This window comes from Streptomyces sp. NPDC048659 (assembly GCF_040650575.1).
Taxonomy (GTDB): domain Bacteria; phylum Actinomycetota; class Actinomycetes; order Streptomycetales; family Streptomycetaceae; genus Streptomyces.
Map to the genome: position 1 here is coordinate 40,458 of NZ_JBEZHM010000041.1, position 16,839 is coordinate 57,296.

Genomic DNA, 16,839 nt, shown 5'->3' on the forward strand with positions numbered 1-16,839 from the left:
GTGCGTGACCTGCGCTTCTTCTCCTACGCTCGGCTCCGGCCGCGCACGTCCGAGTCCGGACGTGCGCGGCCTTGTGGCGGCGTGGGCCGGGTGCCGGGGCTGGGGATCCTCAGTATCTGGGGGCTGGCATGATCCGGTCACGTAGCAGTGACATCGGCAAGGGGTGGGGATGACGAAGGCGATCGAGGAGACCGAGGCGGTCGAGGCCACCGAGGCCAGTGAGGTGACCGAGAACCCGGGGGAGGAGTGCCCTCGCTGCCACGAGCGGATGCCGGTCGACCCGAGGTTCGTCGTGTGGTGCTCCGCTTGCGGCTGGAACGCGGACCCGAGCGGTGCCGAGCCCATCGGCGGCAGCAGGATCGAGCGGGCGCGGCGACGCATGGCGCATCGGTACGGGGAGGAGCTGTTCGCCGAGCTCGCGCACGGTACGAGCGGCGCCGTTCGGAACGGGCTCGGTGCGGCGGGCGTGCAGGCGGTGGCGGTGTCGGCGCTGGTCCACGGGCTGACCGTGGTGCTGGTGGTCCTCGGCCTCTGGCTGCTCATCGCGGGCTGGGGCGAAGGGCTGCAGCCGGTGTTCGCCGTGATCCTGTTCGGTTTCGCCGCTCTCCTGCGGCCCCGGTTCGGCCGTCTGCGCCGGAAGGGGGACGACGAGCCCGTACTCGAACGGCGGGACGCGCCGGAGCTCTTCGCCCTGCTGGACGAGGTGGCGGGCGCGGTGGGGACCACGGGGGTCGACGTGGTCGTGGTCGGGCCCGAGGCGAACGCGAGCGTGTCCACGTACGGGGTTCGGCAGCGGCGCGCGCTGCGCCTCGGCATGAGCCTGTGGGCCATCCTGGAGCCGCAGGAGAGGGTCGCGCTGCTGGGGCACGAGTTCGGCCACTACGCGCACGGCGACACCCGGCGGTCCCTGTGGGTCGGCGGGGCACTCCGCTCGCTGGACACGTGGCGCTACCTGCTCGCCCCGAACGCCGGCGAGACCCTGATGGACCAGTTCGTGAACGTGCTCACGGCCGTGCCCCGCTGGACCGTCCACGGCGTGACCCTGCTCCTCGACCAGGCGACGCTGCGGGCCGCCCAGCGCGCCGAGTACCTCGCGGACAGCTCCGCCGCGCATGTCGCGGGACCGGCCGCGGCCGCCGCCCTCATGGACGTCACGCTGTGCGTCGAGGCCGCCGAGTCGGCTCTCGTACGGGAGATGGTCGCCGCCCGGACCCGGCTCGGCGGCGCGGCCCGGCACGACGACCCGGCGGTCGGGCTGTGGGACCGGATCGCCGCCCAGACCGCGGCCGTACCGGACCACGAACGCGACCGCCTGCGCAGGGTCGCCGAGCTCCGCGGCCACTCGATCGACGCCACCCACCCGCCCACCCACCTGCGCCACCGCCGCCTCGCCTTGTCCGAACCGGCCCCCGCCCGCCTCGTGTTGGACGAGCGGCGCGCGGCAGCCGTGGACCGGGACCTGGCCGGCCCCGCACAGACTGTGGCCCGCCAGGTGATGCGCGACGGGCACGCGGGGTAGCGGCGCCGCGCCTTGTCGGCCGACGACCCGGGCACCGTCGGGCGCCCGACCCAGGCTCACCGCCGAGCCCGCGGGCTACACCGTTTCCGGGACCGGCACGTCCGGACGGGCGATCCGCAGATTCCCGCACAGCCCCGACGAGGAGACGAGCCCGCCGAGCCCCCGCCGGGCGAGCGCCGGCATCCGAGGCCGTGCGCAAGGCCGCGCCGATGAACAGCGCACAGCGCCAGGAGCCGACCGCCCTTGGCACGCCAAGGAGGCCGCCCTCCGACCACCGAGGCGTGGACGAGGTCGGCGGGCGGCCCGCTGGTCCCTGCTTCCCGCACACGCGGGGCCCCGCCCTTCGGGGTGGCTGACCGGGGTTGCAACTGTGCCCCTTCACGCAGAGACGCTCCCTCCTCTTGAGTGGTGCTCCGGGTCTTGGCGGTTTGTTCCCAGTGCCTGAGATCTTGGAGATGCGCGCCCTCGGCGAGCGGCTAGCGAGGGATCCTTCCCACGCGGCGTCTGTGCTTTCTGATGGGCGGCTGGTAGATAACGCGTCGTGGCAACGGGCGGCGCGGCAGCGCGGTCCTGCAGCACGTTGGGCGGGGGATTCTGGAAACGGTCACGGCGTAGCGTTCGGACCCGCGCGTGACGATGGCGATGATTGCCGATCGGTGGCGGTGTTCGCTGTGCGGGTCGAGGTCGTGCACTGGCGACCCCGTTCGGTTTTTTCTCCCAGGGTGCGAGTCGTGCGGTGGGGTTCGTTATCGCCCGCGCGCGGGTGGGGTTGAGCTTGGGCAATTGGGTGCGGTCCGGAAGGGGGAACGGGCGAAGGTCGGTGGACGGTGGTGTCGATGTATCGGGCATGACACCGTCTCAGTTTGATTCCGCTGTCCCCGGCGGCCGTGTGCGGCCTTGTGGGGGCGTGCTGCCGTTGGCGGTCTGTGGCCTGTTGGCCGCTTCCGTGGTTCCCGCCTATGCCGCACGGCCCGTTTCCGCCGATCCTGCGCCGCATGGTGTGGTCGAGTACACGGAGCGAAACTTCTACACCTTCGTCGTTCCCGAGGGCGTCACTCAGGTCACCATCCTCGCGGTGGGTGGCGGCGGTGCGGGTTCTCCCGCGGCCGGTGGTGGCGGAGGCGGAGGGGGCGGCGGTGGCGGGAGCTGGACGATCCTCGGGAGTGGGAAGGGCGGAGGGGGCGGGGGCGGCGCGGGAGGAACCGGTGGCGCCGGCGGGGGTGGTGGCGGCGCGGGCGCGGTGGTCCAGTGCACCGTCCGGGTCACTCCAGGGGCGGAGCTGCAGGTGACTCCGGGGCAGGGAGGCATGGTTCCGTCGGCCGGGCAGGGCGGCGCGGGAGGCGCGGGAGGGTCCCCCGGTGCGACGTTGACGCCGTCGAAGGTGGGAGCCGACGGAGCCCTCGGGACGGTCGTACGCGCCGGGGGCAACGAGCTTCCGATCGCGACGGAGGTCTCGGGGCCTGACCTGTTGGTGCACGCGGCGGCGGGGCAGGACGCGGGCAGCGGCCCGTCCACTCCGGGCGGCGGTGGCGGAGGTCGGGGTCTGGTCGCGGACGGCGCGCTTGGCGGCGATGGCGGGCCGGGAGGCGTTCCCGGCAGCGGGGTGGTGGCCGGCGGAGCGGGCGCGGGTGGGGAAATCGACGAGGAGTTCGGTTGCGGGGAGGCCGACGAAGACGGCTCCGCCGTCTTCGTCGCCTTTCCCGGTACCCCGGGCAGCGCGGGCATGGACGGCCGTCCGGGCGGTGCCGGGGGCGCTGGTGGCAAGGGCGGCAGTTCCCTCCAGGGTGGCGTCGGCTCGGCCGGTGACGGTGGCGATGGAGGCGAGGGCGGTTCGGGTGGCGCGGGCGGCGTACTGCAGCTCCCCGAAGGAGTAACCGTCCTCGCGGGCGTGGGCCTGGGCGGGGCCGGTGCCCTCGGCGGGGCCGGAGGCGGCGGCGGCAAGGGCGGCGCCGGCGGCGGGCCCGACCCCAACCCCCAGGCCATGGCGGGCGCTGACGGCGCGGCGGGCACCGGCCCCGGCGCGAACGGCCAGGGTGGCGGCGGCTTCGTCCGCATCACCTGGTGACACTCAGCACCGCGATGGCTCTGTTCACGTCGTAGAGCGGGGCTTCGAGGGACGTTCGGGAGGCACCCGTCCGCGTGCGATGTTCACGACTACGGACCGCCACAGTGGCGGGCGGTTGAGTCGTCGACGGCAGCGGAGCCGGTGTTCTGCTCGGGGCGGTGCAGGCCGGGGTGGCCGGCCCGCACCTGCCCGGGAGCTTGGGCGTCGTGGAGGGCTACGTCGACCGCATCGAAAGGATCAAGCGGCAAGACGCACAGACGCGTCGGCTTCCAGGTCCTGTTTTCGCGCGCCTGGCTTGGGAACGGGGTGGTCCGGGTGCTGTCGAAGTCCCGAGTCGGTCCGTACGCGGCGATCCATCCTGGATTGCGCCATGGGTCGTCGAACCACGCTCTCCAGCGGAATTACGGCGATCAGTTCTTGACGGTGCAGAAGGGTGCTGTCGTCGGCCCGGCCGGAGATCAGGGTCGAGCGATCGAGATCGTCATCGACCGGTGAACGGCTCGCGAGGAGTGGATCCACGCTAGACTTCAGTAATTCAATGGACTCTGGTGCTCGGTGATGTCCGAGCTGCCGATGTCTCCGTCAAAACCACGAAGGGCGTCACGCTGCTGAAGCGCTGTCTATCCCGACGGGGTGGGTATCGCAATCGCATGTCCTGTCCGGAGATCTCATGATGTCCAGCGAGCTTCGCTATCTAGCCCGTTCGTACTTCCACCAGGACTACGACCTGGAATCCGGAACCCCGTCCCAGGTGGTGGAGTCGTTCCGCCGGGACGAATCCGATGCGAAAGTGGATGCCTTGCGGCACGAAATCGAAAGAGTACTGGCTGCGGGGATGTCCGAGGACATGCTTGCCGTACTATGGATCGATCAAGCCGGTGCCTCGTGCGATCCTCGGGATGACGGAATGGAAATCTCAAGATGGTTTGAGACGGTCGTAGAAGCCCTGGCTTAATCGCGTGGGGCGTTGAAGCCTATAGCCTCGATCGTTCATGAAGTCCCTGTCGGTCCGCCGACGGGGACTCCACGCTACAAGCGCTTGACCCAGTCCCAGGCTGGCGCGAGCAGTGAGTTTGTGGGTCGTGAGTTCGACCCGGCGGCTCTTGTCGTTGGACAGGGACACTTCGCACGAGGTACATGGTGGAACATCCGCCATTCGCTATTTGCTAGTCGCCGGGTGCGCTGCCCGTGTCATGTCGAGCCCCGGCGCCGCCGCTACCACCCCTGGCCGGTCCGCTGGCACCCAGTACTTGCTGATCAAAGGGCCGAAGGTGTTCGGATTCTCGCCGAGGAGTATGAACTTGATCAGGGTGATGGCTTCCCCCTGACTGATTCCCCATCATCGATGTCAAGCGAGTGGCACGCCGATCGATCTCGTTGGTCCTATGTCGTCGGTGCTGGCGGTGGCTTGTGTGCGCAGCGTTCCAGGAGTTGGCGATATCGCTCGGGATCTGCCTCGATGATGAGCCTGGCCCTGTCATGGCAGTCCCGGAGTTCGGCGGGGTAGTCCGCCGGGTCAAGGCTGAGGTCCAGCGAGAGGTCCTGGCGTGTCTGTGGGTCTTCGCAGACCAGGAACGCGGAAAGGCAAGCCGATCGGTAGTCGTTGCGGATATCGGCCAGCGCCTCCAGTGCCGCTTTGCTCTCCTCCGTCGGCACTCCCCGGCGAAGATCCTCCATGGAGGCGTACTGGAGCCCCGGGAGAGAGAAGTACCAGGCCATGCCGGCACCGATCCTTTCGGGATCGGAGCCGGTACGCATGTAGTCGATGATCGCTGTCTGGACCTGGCGGTGGCCGCAAGCTGCCAGCAGAGGCTGGATGAGTTGCCGTATGCCGCTTCGGCATTGATCGTGCACGGCGGCATGCATGAGGAGTCTGGCGTGCTGCCGCGTCGCGGCGGGGTCCTGGGCTGCGGCCTCACCGAGCTGGTACCGCTTCACTTCGTTGCGGTGGTATTGGTGCTCGCCTTCCATGATCGACGGCAACTCCCAATCCCGGCAGAAGATCGCAAGGAGCTCATCCAGCAGGGGTTCGAAATCGACTTCGCGCCCGGCTCGGTCGGGGAGTATCTCTACCGGCATTCCCTCGCCTCCCTGGTTCAGATCGTCGCGGCCCGTGCACAGGCCCCGGCTCAGGCTAGGCGTCAGACCGGTCTGAGAGTCAGCGAATCGGCCATCGTCCGACACCTCCTCAAGTCCCGCGCCGAAGTGGGGCTCACGCAGCTGGTCGTAGGAGGCCCGAGCTGCCGAAGGCGTCCGTGTCTCCGCCGATGAAGGCAAGGAACTTCGCCCGCCCCAACAACGGGCTGATGCCAGGCCGTGCGTCGACGTCCGGCTCCGTTGCTCCCACCATGGCGCACGGAACGTGCCGTCGCTGGAGCAACCCGGATCCGGTACGGGTGGGGCGGGGCCTGCGCTGTTCCGGGTGGTCAGCGGAGTGCGAGTGCTTCGAAGAACGCGCGGTCCTCGGTGGGATCGGTGCCGAGGAGTACGTAGTCCCCGGCAGGCCATACGGAGCGGCCCTCGATCCTGGGCACGCGGATGTCCAACTGGTCGGCCGTGCCGTGTAGCTTGGCCTCGCCGCTGGGGCCAGGGAGGGGCTGGTTGGCCAGGAGCGGCTGCGCGGCGAACGGGGTGTCCGTGTCGCCGCTCGCGTCGGCGGTGGCGAAGTACAGCGCCCACGGCGTCTGCGTCGTGGCTTCCCGCAGGAGGACGTAGCGGCACAGTTGCTGCGGCTCGTGGGCGGCGTCCCGCGCGAGTTCCCGTGCGGTCCTGGCTGCGCGCAGCGTCCGGGCGCACGCGGCGAGGAACGCCCCGCACGTGACCGCCAGGATGATCCACGAGCCCCTGCCCGTGACGATGAAGACGGCGACGGCGCCCAGGAAGATCAACGCCGTGCCGCCCAGGTGTTTCACTCCCGCCAGCTCCAGCAGCGGTCCGATCCGCCACCACGGGGCCCCGGCCGTGTCCGGTGTCGCCGGCGCCCGGCCGTTCGGCACGTCCGGTCGGGAACGGGCCTGTTCGGACGCCGCGGCCGACAGCTCCGCCCAGCCGAATTGCCGTTGCTCGACGGGCGTCTTGAGCAGCGATACGCGCGGTTCGTCGTCCCCGGGTCCTTCGAGGGCCTCCACGCCGGAGGCAGTGCGGCGGCGGGCCGCTGCAGCCCAGCGGACGGCCAGAGTGCCCCCCGAGCCGAGGAACACCAGCCCGCCTACGAGCACGCCGACGCCGTACGCGGTGAACGCGCCCGTGCCTTCCATGTCCGCGTTGTACAGGTCGCCCTGGAACGGACCGTGGGCGATCATCCAGCCGTCCATGAAGCGGAACCCGTACGCGGACGGTTCGCCGATCAGCCCCTCCCTGCACGGCAGGTCCACGAAGTGCTCCGTGTAGGTGTCCCGCTCGCTCCACGACACGACGCACGTGCCGTCGCTCGTAGGGCCGGACTCCACGATCAGCGGCACATACGGATCCGAGCCCGTGGACGTCACCGCCGCCACGCCGCCACTGGCCAGCATCAGCCCCGCGGCCATGAGCCCGGCGAGCAGCCGCCACCGCACCGCCCGTACGAGCGCCTGGCCGCCGGCCCCACCGGCGGGCCGCGACACATCCACACGCGCCTGCGCACCCGTACCCGCACCCGTCAGCAGACCCGACCGGATCGCCGTCCGCTTCTCCCGCGCCGAGCCCACCGTCCGGGCCCACAGCAGACCGTCGCCGTCCGGCCTCACCAGGACCCCGCCGCGCGTCACGTCACCGCACCACCACAGCACCCCGCGCGCGTCCGGCTCGGCGAGGTGCCACCGCTGCCGCACCGCGACGACCGACCGCACCATCACCGTGCCGGTCGCCGGGTGCCGCAGGACCACGCTCGGCCCGGACCAGACGGAGGGAGCCGTCACCGCGGTGCAGGCGAGCCAGGGACCGGTCCGCAACACCTGGCGGATCCGCCAGTAGTTCCGCAGGGCGAACAGGCCCAGGCCCCATGCCGCAAATCCCAGCATGCTGCCGAGGACGCCCACACCCGGCTGGATCCCGCCGAGGAACACGCCGAGCAGCATGGTCACGAGGCCGCCGCCCGCCCAGCACAAGGCGCGTCCGCGGTACCGGTCCAGCGCCTGGCGGGTGGTCGGATGGTCGATCGCTTTCACAGGTACTGCTCTCTCCGGACTCGCTCATGGTCGCCGTGGGCCGATCGGATGCGAGCGCATCCGATCGCATCCGAGTACCGGGCCAGTCCACTCGCGCGGGTGACGCGGCGCCAGAGGCGTTGGACCCGTACGGAAGTCCCGTAAACGATCTCCCGCTCGCCCCGCTCGCCCCGCTCGCCCCGCTCGCCCCGCTCGCCCCGCTCGCCCCAACCGCCCCGCGTGCCGGGGCGTCCCAGCGCGCGCGGCGTCTCAGACCGGCGGGCGCAGCCCCGTGCGGCTCGCCCCGGTCGAGGGGTCGCGCGACTCCTCCAGGAGGACGCGCAACCGGGTGAGCCGCTCGGCCAGTTCGGGTGACTCCCGCCGGAGCTGCCGCAGGTCGGTGCGGACGTCGAGAGCCTGGGACCACAGCACCCCGCGGCCCAGTTCGAGCAGTTCCAGCGCGTGTTCCGCGTCGTGCAGGTCCAGTTGGTCGGCCGCGGCGCCCGAGGCCAGGTCGAAGTCGGCCGTCTGGAGCACCCGTTCCTGGCTGAGGCGGTCCAGGCCGCGCCAGGCGGCGAGCGGCAGCAGCCGTACGGCCAGCGCACTCGCCTCCGCCGCCTCCTGCGGCTGCGAGACCTGGCTCCGCCACCGGGAGGCCGCGTGGAGCCTGCGCCAGGCGGGCGCGGTCTCCCGCCGGGCCGCCTGCCGCCAGGTGTCGGAGGACCTGCGCCAGAGCACGGCCGCCTCCTGGCGGTCACCCGCCTCGGCGTGCAGGGCCCACTGCCGCCAGGTTGCCGCGAGCCAGATCAGCACCTCGTGGGCGTCGCCGCCGTCCCGCGCGGCGGCGGCCTCCAGGATGTCCACGGCCTCGCCGAGGCCGTCCGACGACTCGGTGAGCGCGGCGCGCCCCGTCAGGATCTCCACCCGGGGCCGCCACGCGGGATCGTGCGGCGCTCGGCGGCGCAGCACCGCGTCCGCCGTGGCGAAGTCCGCCAGGCTCCGCAGCGCCAGGCCCCGGAGGGAGAGCGCGTGCACCCGGTGCCGGGCGACGGAGCGACCGCCGTCGTCGCGTCGCGGCATGAGCCGGTCGGCATCCTCGAAGAGCCCCACCGCCCGGACGAGGTCCGCGGGATCGCGCAGGAGTTCGTAGCGGAAGGTCAGCAGGGCACCGAGCTGGGAGAGGATCGAGGCCCGCTCGTGCTTGTAGTCGCCGGCCCACGGGGACGCGGCCCAGCGGAACGTACGGCTGAGCGCCTCGGCCTCCTCGCTCGTCTCGACGGCCCGCTGGAGGTCGCCGTACGTGCGCAGGAACTCGAAGCGCGTATGGAGTACGTCACCGAGCCCGAGGAACACCGTGAAGCAGATCGTCCGGCTCAGCGGCGGCCACACCTGACCCTCGTCGGGATACCACTGGTCCCGCCACCACCGCCGCAGCGACGCGCGCCACGGCCCCCTCGGCGCGGTGAGCCAGGTCCGGCACAGCTCGGCGGCCCGCCTCTCGTGTGTGATCGCCTCGTCCACGTCGGTCCGGTCACCGCTCCGCTCGAACCGTCGCAGGAGGCATTCCGCGAGGAGAGCGCGGTCGTAGACCTCCGATTCCCACCTGGCGGGCGGCTCCCTGACCGCCTCCAGGCCCAGGGCCACGGCACGGTCGAGGAGGCCGGGGTCGTGGAGGACGTCGGCCGCGGGCGCCAGCACGCAGATCGCGAGCCTGCGCAGCAGAGCGCGCGTCCAGCGCGGAGAGGCGTCCGCCGTACGGACCTCCTCGACGCGCCGGATCAGCTCCGGCAGCGCGGCCGCGTCCCGGCGGTCGACCGCCCGCAAGGCACGGGACCCCAACGGCCGCCACTTCACCAGGAACAGGAGCTGGAAGCGCAGTGACGCGAGCGGACCGGTCGGCGCTCGCCCGGTCACGGACACTCCTCCACCGTCTTGAGCTGCGTCAGCGCGCTCGCCACCACCTCGACCGTCGTACCGCCGGTCTTCAGCACGATCCGGCCCTGACGCACCCCGGTCACGGTCCCGCACAGCTTGCCGGTCGCCGGCGTGCTGAGCTCGACCGCCGGCGGCTTCGCGTTCGGCCCGTACCAGGTGCTCCCGACGGCACAGACGAGGAACAGCACACACGCCGAGGTCATCGCGATGCCGCCGCGCAGGGCCCGCAGGGCCGAACGGACTTCGAGGTGCTCGGTCGCCGAACGCGTGGTGCGCGTGCCCAGCCGGAACGGTTTCGGCGCCCCGTGAGCCGCCCGGTTCAGCAGGTACGCGCCACAGGCCCCGCAGACCAACGCCAGCAGGAGCAGACACCCGACGGCCAAGGCCCACCGGTCGGCCAACTGGCCCACGTCGGTACGCCCTTTGACCAGGCCGAAGGCGACCAGACCGGCCATCAGCGCCCCGGCCGCGTTACGCCAGCCCAGCGAGGCCGCGCGCACCCTCGGGAGGGCCTCGGCGGCCAGCCGGTGGCGTTCCTGCGAGGCCAGCAGGTCGGCGGCCGTGGCTCTCGGACCGGCGGCGATCCTCGGGGGAGTACACGGCGGCGTCACATCAGCTCCACGGTCCAGTACGCCCCGCAGCCGCTGCGCCCCGTGGGGCAGCCGGGGTGGAGGTCGCCCTCGCAGCGGCAGCTCATCGGCAGGGTGTCGCCCGAGGCGGCGGCCGAGGGGGCGTTGGCGGTCCGCAGGGCGCGGAAGCCGGGTTCGAAGAGCGGGTCCTCCTGCGCGGCGCCGCAGCGCGGGCAGGTGAAGACGATCACGTAGTCGTCCGCCTGCACGCGCTGGAGCTCGTGGTCGCGCGCCACCTCCTGGGCGTAGCGGGGATCCGTCGTCTCCTCGTACGGGAGGGGCAGATGGCTCGGGGCCGGAGGCGGGGGCGGCGGAGCGGCGGGCGGCTGGGGTGGGGTCACGTGGTCTCTCCCTGCTGGTTCGTGCGGGGCCGGTCCGTGCGTGCGGTTCAGGGGCCGATGTGAATGAAGGGCACCCAGGCCGTCAGCTGTCCTGGGCGGTGCTCGCGCAGGGCGCGCACGGCGCGGTGCAGACAGCGGGCGGCGGCGGACGCGTCGAAGTCGGGTACGGGGTCGGGGGCGGAGACGGGTACGGGGGCGGAGACGGCGTCGGTGGCTGTGTTCCCGGCTTCCTCCGCGTCCCCGGCGGCGGCAGCGTAGAACTCCCGCGTCACGGCCGCGGCGGCCCGGTCCTGTACGGACCAGAGGGTGCCGATGACGTGCCGGAAACCGGCGACGTGCAGGGCGGCGCAGAGGGTGATCGCCTCGTTGGCGAGGTCGATGCCCCCGACGGCCGTCTGGCAGGCCGACAGGAACGCCAGCTCCCCGTCGTAGCTTCCGGCCGCGAGGTCGTGGACGGTGAGGGCGGCGTCCCGCAGGGCGATGGCGCCGAGCCCGGGATCGTCGAGGTCCTGCCCGGCGTGCGTACTGAAGTGCACCCACCGGTGGTCCCGCAGGGCCGTGAGCACGGCGGTGGCGGTCGCGTCGGGGCCCTCCAGCCGGGTCAGGCGCTCGCCGAACCGTCCGGCGAGCGCCGCGCGGTCGTCGGCGATCGACTCCAGGACCGGCAATCCGGCCGGCTCGGGCGCGACGAACAGCATGCGCCCGGCCCCGCCGCCCCCGTGGCCGGGCCGGGAGCGTGCGGCGAGCAGTGCCCGTACGGTCGGCGTGTACGAGGAGACCACACGGTCCAGGACCGTCCGAGGCCGGTCGCCGACGGGCTCGCCGTGGTGCCCCGCGGCGTGCAGGGGCAGCAGATTGAGCAGGCCCGTCGGGCACCACCAGAGCCGGGGGAGCGGTGCCGCGCCGACCGGTTCACCCGTGTGCCCGAGGGCGTCCAGGACGGGCCCGCAGATCTCGTCCCACAGCCACGCGGTGAGTACGGCCAGCTCCTCCTCGGCGCCGGTCCGGGCGGCGGAGAGCGCGGCCCGAGCCCCGGACACCCGGAAGAACACCTCGGGTGACCTCCCGCCCGCCTCGAACTCGGCCAGGGCCGCCTGGAGTTCCCAGCCCGCTTGCTCCAGCGTGCTCAAGGCCACCAGGTAGGCGACGGCGCGGGTCTCGACCCCGTCGGCCGTGACACCTGGCAGCGGCAGGCTCCGGACCCGGCCGTCCGCGATCAGCAGGGCGTCGCACCGGCTCCGGCTGATGTTGACGACCACCACGGCTCCCTCGCCTCCCGCCTCCGCGAGGAGGGCGGCCTTCGGGGGTTGTAGGAAGCCGGCGAGCTCGGGAATGCCGCGCGCCCGCCCCAACTCCCGTACCGAGGCAACGAGTCCGTCCCACTCGCGGGACAGCGCGATACGCCGGTCCACGGCGTATCCGCCCGCGCCGCCCGTCCCGCCCGCGCCGCCCGTCCCGCCTGCGCGGCCTGACTCGCCTGACCCGCTCGTCCCGCCTGCCGTGCCCGCCCCGTCCACCTCGTCCGCATCCCCCACGCACCCCTCCTCCCGCCATCCCCCAGCGAGACTAGACAGTCCCCGTCTGCGTGTCCCGTGTCTCTCGCCTTTCGTCACGGCCTCCGCCCGGCCCGCTCCAACCGCCGTGCGGCGACAGGCGTGTAAGCGCGGCGGCCACCAGGGCGTCGATCGCGGGCGGCAGGGCAGTGCGCGGGTCGGGGGCGAAGAGCGGCGAGTGGTTCGGCGGCAGGCGGCCCGCCGACGCCTTCCACTGGCGGGGGCTGGCCGTGCCGACCATCCAGTACACGAGGGGCACGTCCGGTTCGCCGTGCAGCTCCGTCCCCGCGTCGCCGTACAGCGCGAAGTCCTCCGCGGCCGACGACGGCGGCCAGTCCGCGACCCGGGCGGCGCCGAACAGCTCCGTGTGCGCGGCCCGGACCGCGCCGGTCGCCGCCGGGTCCCCCCACAGCGCCGGGGCCCGGGACACGACGGTGATCGTGGGCTCGCGCGGGCAGGCGGAGGCGGCGCACTCGGCGCGGATCACGCGCTCCACCGCCGCGAGCGCGCGGTCCAGGGACGCGTCCGACCGGGCCCGCAGCCCGATGCCGAGCTCGGCCGTGTCCGGGACGACGTTCACCGCCGTGCCCGCGTGGACGGTGCCGACGGTGAGCGTGAGCTCCTCGGCGGGGGCGCTCTCGCGCGAGACGACCGTCTGGAGCCGGGTGATCACGGCCGCCGCCGTCACCACCGGGTCCACGGTCAGGTGCGGTGTCGCCGCGTGCCCGCCGCGCCCGTGCAGGACGACCTCCAGCGCCACGCTCGCCGCGGTGATCGGAGCCCGGCCGGTGCCGTGCGCGACCAGCCCCGCCGGCAGCGGCGCCGCGTGCTGCGCGAGGACGGCGTCCGGCCTGCCGCACCGCGCGTACAGCCCGTCCGCCAGCATCGCCCGCGCGCCCGTCAGCGTCTCCTCGGCCGGCTGCCCCAGGACGACGAGGGTCCCGCGCCAGCGGGCGGCCGTGCGGGCGAGGACCTCCGCCGCCCCGACGGCCGCCGCGAGGTGCAGGTCGTGGCCGCAGGCGTGCATGGCGCCGTTCCCGCTCGCGTACGGCAGCCCCGTGCGCTCCTCCACCGGCAGCGCGTCGAGTTCGGCCCGCAGATAGACCCGGGGGCCGTCGCCGTTGCGCAGCACACCGGCCACGCCGTGGCCGCCGATGCCCCGCACGACCTCGAAGCCGAGGGCCGCGAGCCGGTCCCCGAACAGGGCGGCCGTACGGCGTTCCGCGCCGGACGGCTCCGGGTTCCGGTGCACGTCCAGGTAGAGCGTGAGGGCGGGGCGCAGGGCCTCGGCGGCGGCGGCCTCAGGGGCCGGCGGTGCGGGCGGCTCGGACCGGTTCACGGGGGCTCCAGAGAGAGGGAGAGGGGGTGCGGGGTCGAGGGCGCTGGCGTCGCGTGCCAGCGATGTGCGTGCGGGACGCGCGTCGAACGGTGAGCGGGCGGCGGTGGAATGGGTGACGTACCCACCCCCGGCGGTCCCGTGCGGGACCGTGGTCACGAGGAGGCGCCATGAACAAGGACCTGAGCACGCTCGCCGACGAGATCCTCGAGCTGGAGGCCGAGACCTTCGAGATCTCCGACTACTCGGACGCCAGCGAGGTCGTCCTGGCCGGTTCCACGAGCACCAGCTCGACCTCGACGTGCAGCTCCACCACCAGCACCACCTCCTGCTCGGCCTGAACCACCGGCCTCACGGCCGACGGAGCGCCCGGTGTCCGCCAGGACCCCGGGCGCTCCCGCGTCCGCGTGCCGCGCGTGCCGTGTTCCGCGTTTGCCGGGGCTACGGGAACGGGTGCGGGATCCAGCGGATCTCCGCGTCGTCCAGGTCCGTCGCCCGGTGCCCGCCCCGGCGTAGCGCCGTCCGCAGGCGCGGCAGCAGCGGGGCCCGCTGCCGGTTCCAGCCGAAGTCGATCGGCAGCAGCCCCGGGACCAGGGTGCTCACCGTGCGCAGCCCCATCCGCTCCTGCTCCGGGGTCGTCTGGTCCACCACGACGACGTCGTGGCCCGCCGCCGCGAGCAGGTCCGTCACGGCCGTCACGTCGTCCCGGAGGTCGTGCGTGCGGGGCCGCCCGGTCGCCTCCCAGTCCCGGTACGTCTCCTCGAACGGGCGCACCGCCGTCGGCTCCAGATAGCCCTGGGCGTGTACGGCCATCCGCGGCAGCCCGTACAGCTGCGCGTGGTCCTTCAGGTGCCGTACGCGGTCGAAGTCGTCCGCCATCGCCTCCAGTTCGGCCTCCCGCTCCAGGGTCTGGCGGGACAGGTGCGGGATGTACGTGAGCACCTCGGACAGGGCGCCCTCCACGGCGGACCGGGGGTCGAGCGAGGCCGCCGCCGCGAACGACAGTGTGCCGGGGCCGCCGTCGCGGCGGACGGCGACCGCGGTGACGACGGGCACCGGCAGGTCGACGCGGTTGTCCAGGACGTGCACGTCGTAGCCCTGGAGCGCCGCGCGTTCCGCCATGGCGGTGGCCGTCCCGCCGCCGACGGTGGCCAGGTCGATCGCGGGCAGCCGGGCGCCGCCGTACCAGACGTTGAGGAAGGCGTCCCGCTCGACGAGTTCGAGCAGCCCGCCGAGGACCGCCTCCTCCAGACTCCCGCCGATGGCGCAGCCGTTGGAGCACTCGAAGACGAAGTTGTCGGCCGCGAGACCCGCGCTGTAGTACACGAGCCGGGAAGGCACCAGGACCGGACGCGCGTCCCGCAGCGACCAGCCCCACTCCCAGGGGATCGGCCGGTCCGGGTCGAACGGGTCGACCAGCGGGTCCTCGCGGTAGGTGCGGGGGGCGTAGAAACCGCACACCGCGGGGTCCACGGCGGTGTCCCGGAGCTCGTTCCAGGAGCCCGTCACGGGCGCCCGGCCGTGCCGCCGGTGGGTGCCCGCGTACCGTTCGAGGCCCTCCAGGAAGGCCAGCGTGCGGCTGGTGGCGAAGCTGTTCTCCTGGCCGCTCCAGGTGACGTCGTTGAGGCCCGCGTAGCCGCGCACGAAGACGCTCCCGGCGACCGGCGCCGTCGTCGGCGAGGTGACGCTGATCCAGGTGCCGCCGCCGAGCGCCCCGCACACCGGGTTGGCGAGCGCCTCGCGGGGCAGCGGATACGCGGACGCGGCCCGCAGCCGGTACGTGCCGGGGTCCGGCTTGCGCCGCTCGACGAGTTCCAGCGGGCGCGGCCCGGCAGCCGCCGGCTCGCCCGCCGCCAGTCCGGTCTCCGCGAGTCCGCCCGCCGACAGGCCGGCCTCCCCCAGTCCGGCCTCCGTCGGGCCGGCCGTCCCGGTGGCCGGCGAGCAGTCGGGGCAGAGCGGGTCGGCGAGCAGGGGATACGTACGGACCGCGAGGGTCGCGAGATCCACCCGCGACACCTGCGGCAGCGCCCGGTCCGCCGGTTCGGGCGAGGGCGGTTCGGCGTCCGGCGGGCCGTCGAGCAGTGCCTGGTGCAGGGCCGCGACCGCGTCGTACACGTGGTCGGTGAGCAGCGGCCACACCCCGGCCGGGCGGGGCCCGTCCGGGCCGCCGGTCTCCAGCGCGTCGCGCTCGCTGCGGCTGCGCAGCCGTTGCCACCGCAGCGCGAGGCAGCGTCCGCAGGCGGGCGCGGTGCCGTCGCCGCCCCAGGGGCCGACGAGCACGGCGGAGGCGGTGAGGTGGACCCGGGCGGCGGCGCGTCCGGCCGCCCACGGGTCGGGGGCGCCGGGGCCGCCGAGCGGTGCCCCGGCGTCGGTGGCGCCCACCGGGACGACGGGCACGTCCCGCCCGAGGCGGGCGGCGAGCGCGGCCCGCAGCCCAGCCCGCGCCTCGTCCATCGGCAGCGGCAGACCCGGCGACGACGGCAGACCCGAAGCCGTCGACAGACCCGCAGCCGGCGGCACCGGCCGCCGCCCCCGTCCGTGCGCCGCCGCCCGGTCCGACGGGCTCGGGGCGGTGCTCACGAGGACCTGGTCCAGCGGAAGGTCTTCACCGCTACCGCGCCGAAGACCAGGGCGAACACCAGCAGCCCGGCGCAGCCCCCCCACACGTCGGAGGCGTCGCCCCGGCCCGCGAGGGCGTGCGACACGGCGTCGTTGAGGTAGCGCAGCGGCATCACCAGCGAGACCTGCCGCAGCCAGGACGGCATCGAGTCCAGTGGGAAGAACGACCCGGACAGGAACGCCATGGGCAGCATCAGGAAGTTGGCGACGGCCGCGACCGACTCGGGCGTGTTCGCGAACGACCCGATGATCACCCCGAGCAGCAGGAAGGTGGTGATGCCCAGGACGAGCACGGGGATCAGCAGCGGCCAGCCGGAGGCCGGGCGCAGGCCGAACACCGGCAGCATCGCCACCCCGACGAACAGCAGGGACTGCACCGCCCCGACGACCAGCGCGATCACGTAGCGGGAGCCGATGACCGCCGACAGCGGCGCCGGGGACATGCGGATCAGCCGCAGGATGTCGTCGGTCCGCCACTGCATGAGCGTGAAGGCGATGCCGAAGACGGCGGCGTTGGCGACACCCCAGGACAGCACGCCGGAGGCGGTGTACGACAGGTACGACAGACCGCTCTGCTCGACGGCCTGGCCGCGGAAGATCAGCCCGAAGACGACGAGGAACAGCAGCGGGAAGGCGAAGGTGAAGAACAGGGTGGTCTTGTCGCGGACCTGGGCGCGATAGCCCGCCCCGGTCAGTGCGGTGTAGGCGCTCACGG

At 73.3% G+C, this 16,839-nt stretch carries 14 protein-coding genes; 4 read left to right on the top strand and 10 right to left on the bottom strand.

From position 1 onward, the window contains the following. Positions 1-169: 169 nt before the first annotated feature. Positions 170-1,519, top strand: coding sequence for a M48 family metallopeptidase (locus AB0C99_RS27145; RefSeq protein WP_362480129.1), 1,350 nt, complete (start codon positions 170-172; stop codon positions 1,517-1,519). A gap of 1,723 nt (positions 1,520-3,242) precedes the next feature. After that, positions 3,243-3,584, top strand: coding sequence for a hypothetical protein (locus AB0C99_RS27150; protein WP_362480131.1), 342 nt, complete (start codon positions 3,243-3,245; stop codon positions 3,582-3,584). Between the two features lie 237 nt (positions 3,585-3,821). On the opposite strand, the gene AB0C99_RS27155 is transcribed toward AB0C99_RS27150, so the two are convergent. Beyond that, complete coding sequence (locus AB0C99_RS27155; RefSeq protein WP_362480134.1) at positions 3,822-4,103, bottom strand: hypothetical protein; 282 nt, start codon at positions 4,101-4,103, stop codon at positions 3,822-3,824. Positions 4,104-4,254: 151 nt separating this feature from the next. Here AB0C99_RS27155 and AB0C99_RS27160 point away from each other — a divergent pair, with 151 nt between their 5' ends. Next, positions 4,255-4,539, top strand: a complete 285-nt coding sequence (locus tag AB0C99_RS27160; protein WP_362480137.1) for a contact-dependent growth inhibition system immunity protein — start codon at positions 4,255-4,257, stop codon at positions 4,537-4,539. 428 nt (positions 4,540-4,967) lie between these two features. On the opposite strand, the gene AB0C99_RS27165 is transcribed toward AB0C99_RS27160, so the two are convergent. From AB0C99_RS27165 to AB0C99_RS27195, 7 genes are all read right to left on the bottom strand, one after another. Beyond that, a complete protein-coding gene (locus AB0C99_RS27165) occupies positions 4,968-5,663 on the bottom strand; it encodes a hypothetical protein (RefSeq protein ID WP_362480139.1) in 696 nt (231 codons plus the stop codon). Positions 5,664-6,010: 347 nt separating this feature from the next. Beyond that, positions 6,011-7,732 carry a hypothetical protein gene (locus AB0C99_RS27170; RefSeq protein WP_362480142.1) on the bottom strand — a complete coding sequence of 574 codons (1,722 nt, stop codon included), beginning with the start codon at positions 7,730-7,732 and terminating at the stop codon, positions 6,011-6,013. A gap of 249 nt (positions 7,733-7,981) precedes the next feature. Then, positions 7,982-9,625 (bottom strand): hypothetical protein, encoded by a 1,644-nt coding sequence (locus tag AB0C99_RS27175; protein WP_362480145.1) that lies wholly within the window; start codon positions 9,623-9,625, stop codon positions 7,982-7,984. Then, entirely contained in the window at positions 9,622-10,257 is a 636-nt protein-coding gene (locus AB0C99_RS27180) for a hypothetical protein (protein ID WP_362480147.1), read from the bottom strand. Before AB0C99_RS27180 ends, AB0C99_RS27175 begins: the two co-directional genes overlap by 4 nt. Then, complete coding sequence (locus AB0C99_RS27185; RefSeq protein ID WP_362480149.1) at positions 10,254-10,616, bottom strand: hypothetical protein; 363 nt, start codon at positions 10,614-10,616, stop codon at positions 10,254-10,256. The genes AB0C99_RS27180 and AB0C99_RS27185 overlap by 4 nt, the downstream gene beginning before the upstream one ends. Positions 10,617-10,663: 47 nt before the next feature. Continuing rightward, positions 10,664-12,028 carry a CHAT domain-containing protein gene (locus tag AB0C99_RS27190; RefSeq protein WP_362480152.1) on the bottom strand — a complete coding sequence of 455 codons (1,365 nt, stop codon included), beginning with the start codon at positions 12,026-12,028 and terminating at the stop codon, positions 10,664-10,666. Between the two features lie 154 nt (positions 12,029-12,182). Next, the gene (locus tag AB0C99_RS27195) at positions 12,183-13,508 is read right to left on the bottom strand and encodes an amidohydrolase (protein WP_362480155.1); all 1,326 of its coding nucleotides are present in this window, start codon (positions 13,506-13,508) and stop codon (positions 12,183-12,185) included. A gap of 167 nt (positions 13,509-13,675) precedes the next feature. Here AB0C99_RS27195 and AB0C99_RS27200 point away from each other — a divergent pair, with 167 nt between their 5' ends. After that, positions 13,676-13,846, top strand: coding sequence for a thiazolylpeptide-type bacteriocin (locus tag AB0C99_RS27200; RefSeq protein ID WP_030757923.1), 171 nt, complete (start codon positions 13,676-13,678; stop codon positions 13,844-13,846). A 100-nt stretch (positions 13,847-13,946) separates the two neighbouring features. Here the strand turns inward: AB0C99_RS27200 and AB0C99_RS27205 are convergent, their stop codons facing one another. Both AB0C99_RS27205 and AB0C99_RS27210 read right to left on the bottom strand, forming a co-directional pair. Further along, entirely contained in the window at positions 13,947-15,959 is a 2,013-nt protein-coding gene (locus AB0C99_RS27205; protein ID WP_362480159.1) for a TOMM precursor leader peptide-binding protein, read from the bottom strand. A 122-nt stretch (positions 15,960-16,081) separates the two neighbouring features. After that, positions 16,082-16,837, bottom strand: a complete 756-nt coding sequence (locus AB0C99_RS27210; protein WP_362480162.1) for an ABC transporter permease — start codon at positions 16,835-16,837, stop codon at positions 16,082-16,084. Between the last annotated feature and the right edge of the window lie 2 nt (positions 16,838-16,839).

Bases quoted from the DNA above. Each gene is read 5' to 3' on its own strand.
- AB0C99_RS27145 (WP_362480129.1), top strand. From the start codon at position 170: ATGACGAAGGCGATCGAGGAGACCGAGGCGGTCGAGGCCACCGAGGCC.
- AB0C99_RS27150 (WP_362480131.1), top strand. From the start codon at position 3,243: ATGGACGGCCGTCCGGGCGGTGCCGGGGGCGCTGGTGGCAAGGGCGGC.
- AB0C99_RS27160 (WP_362480137.1), top strand. From the start codon at position 4,255: ATGATGTCCAGCGAGCTTCGCTATCTAGCCCGTTCGTACTTCCACCAG.
- AB0C99_RS27165 (WP_362480139.1), bottom strand. From the start codon at position 5,663: ATGCCGGTAGAGATACTCCCCGACCGAGCCGGGCGCGAAGTCGATTTC.
- AB0C99_RS27200 (WP_030757923.1), top strand. From the start codon at position 13,676: ATGAACAAGGACCTGAGCACGCTCGCCGACGAGATCCTCGAGCTGGAG.
- AB0C99_RS27205 (WP_362480159.1), bottom strand. From the start codon at position 15,959: ATGGACGAGGCGCGGGCTGGGCTGCGGGCCGCGCTCGCCGCCCGCCTC.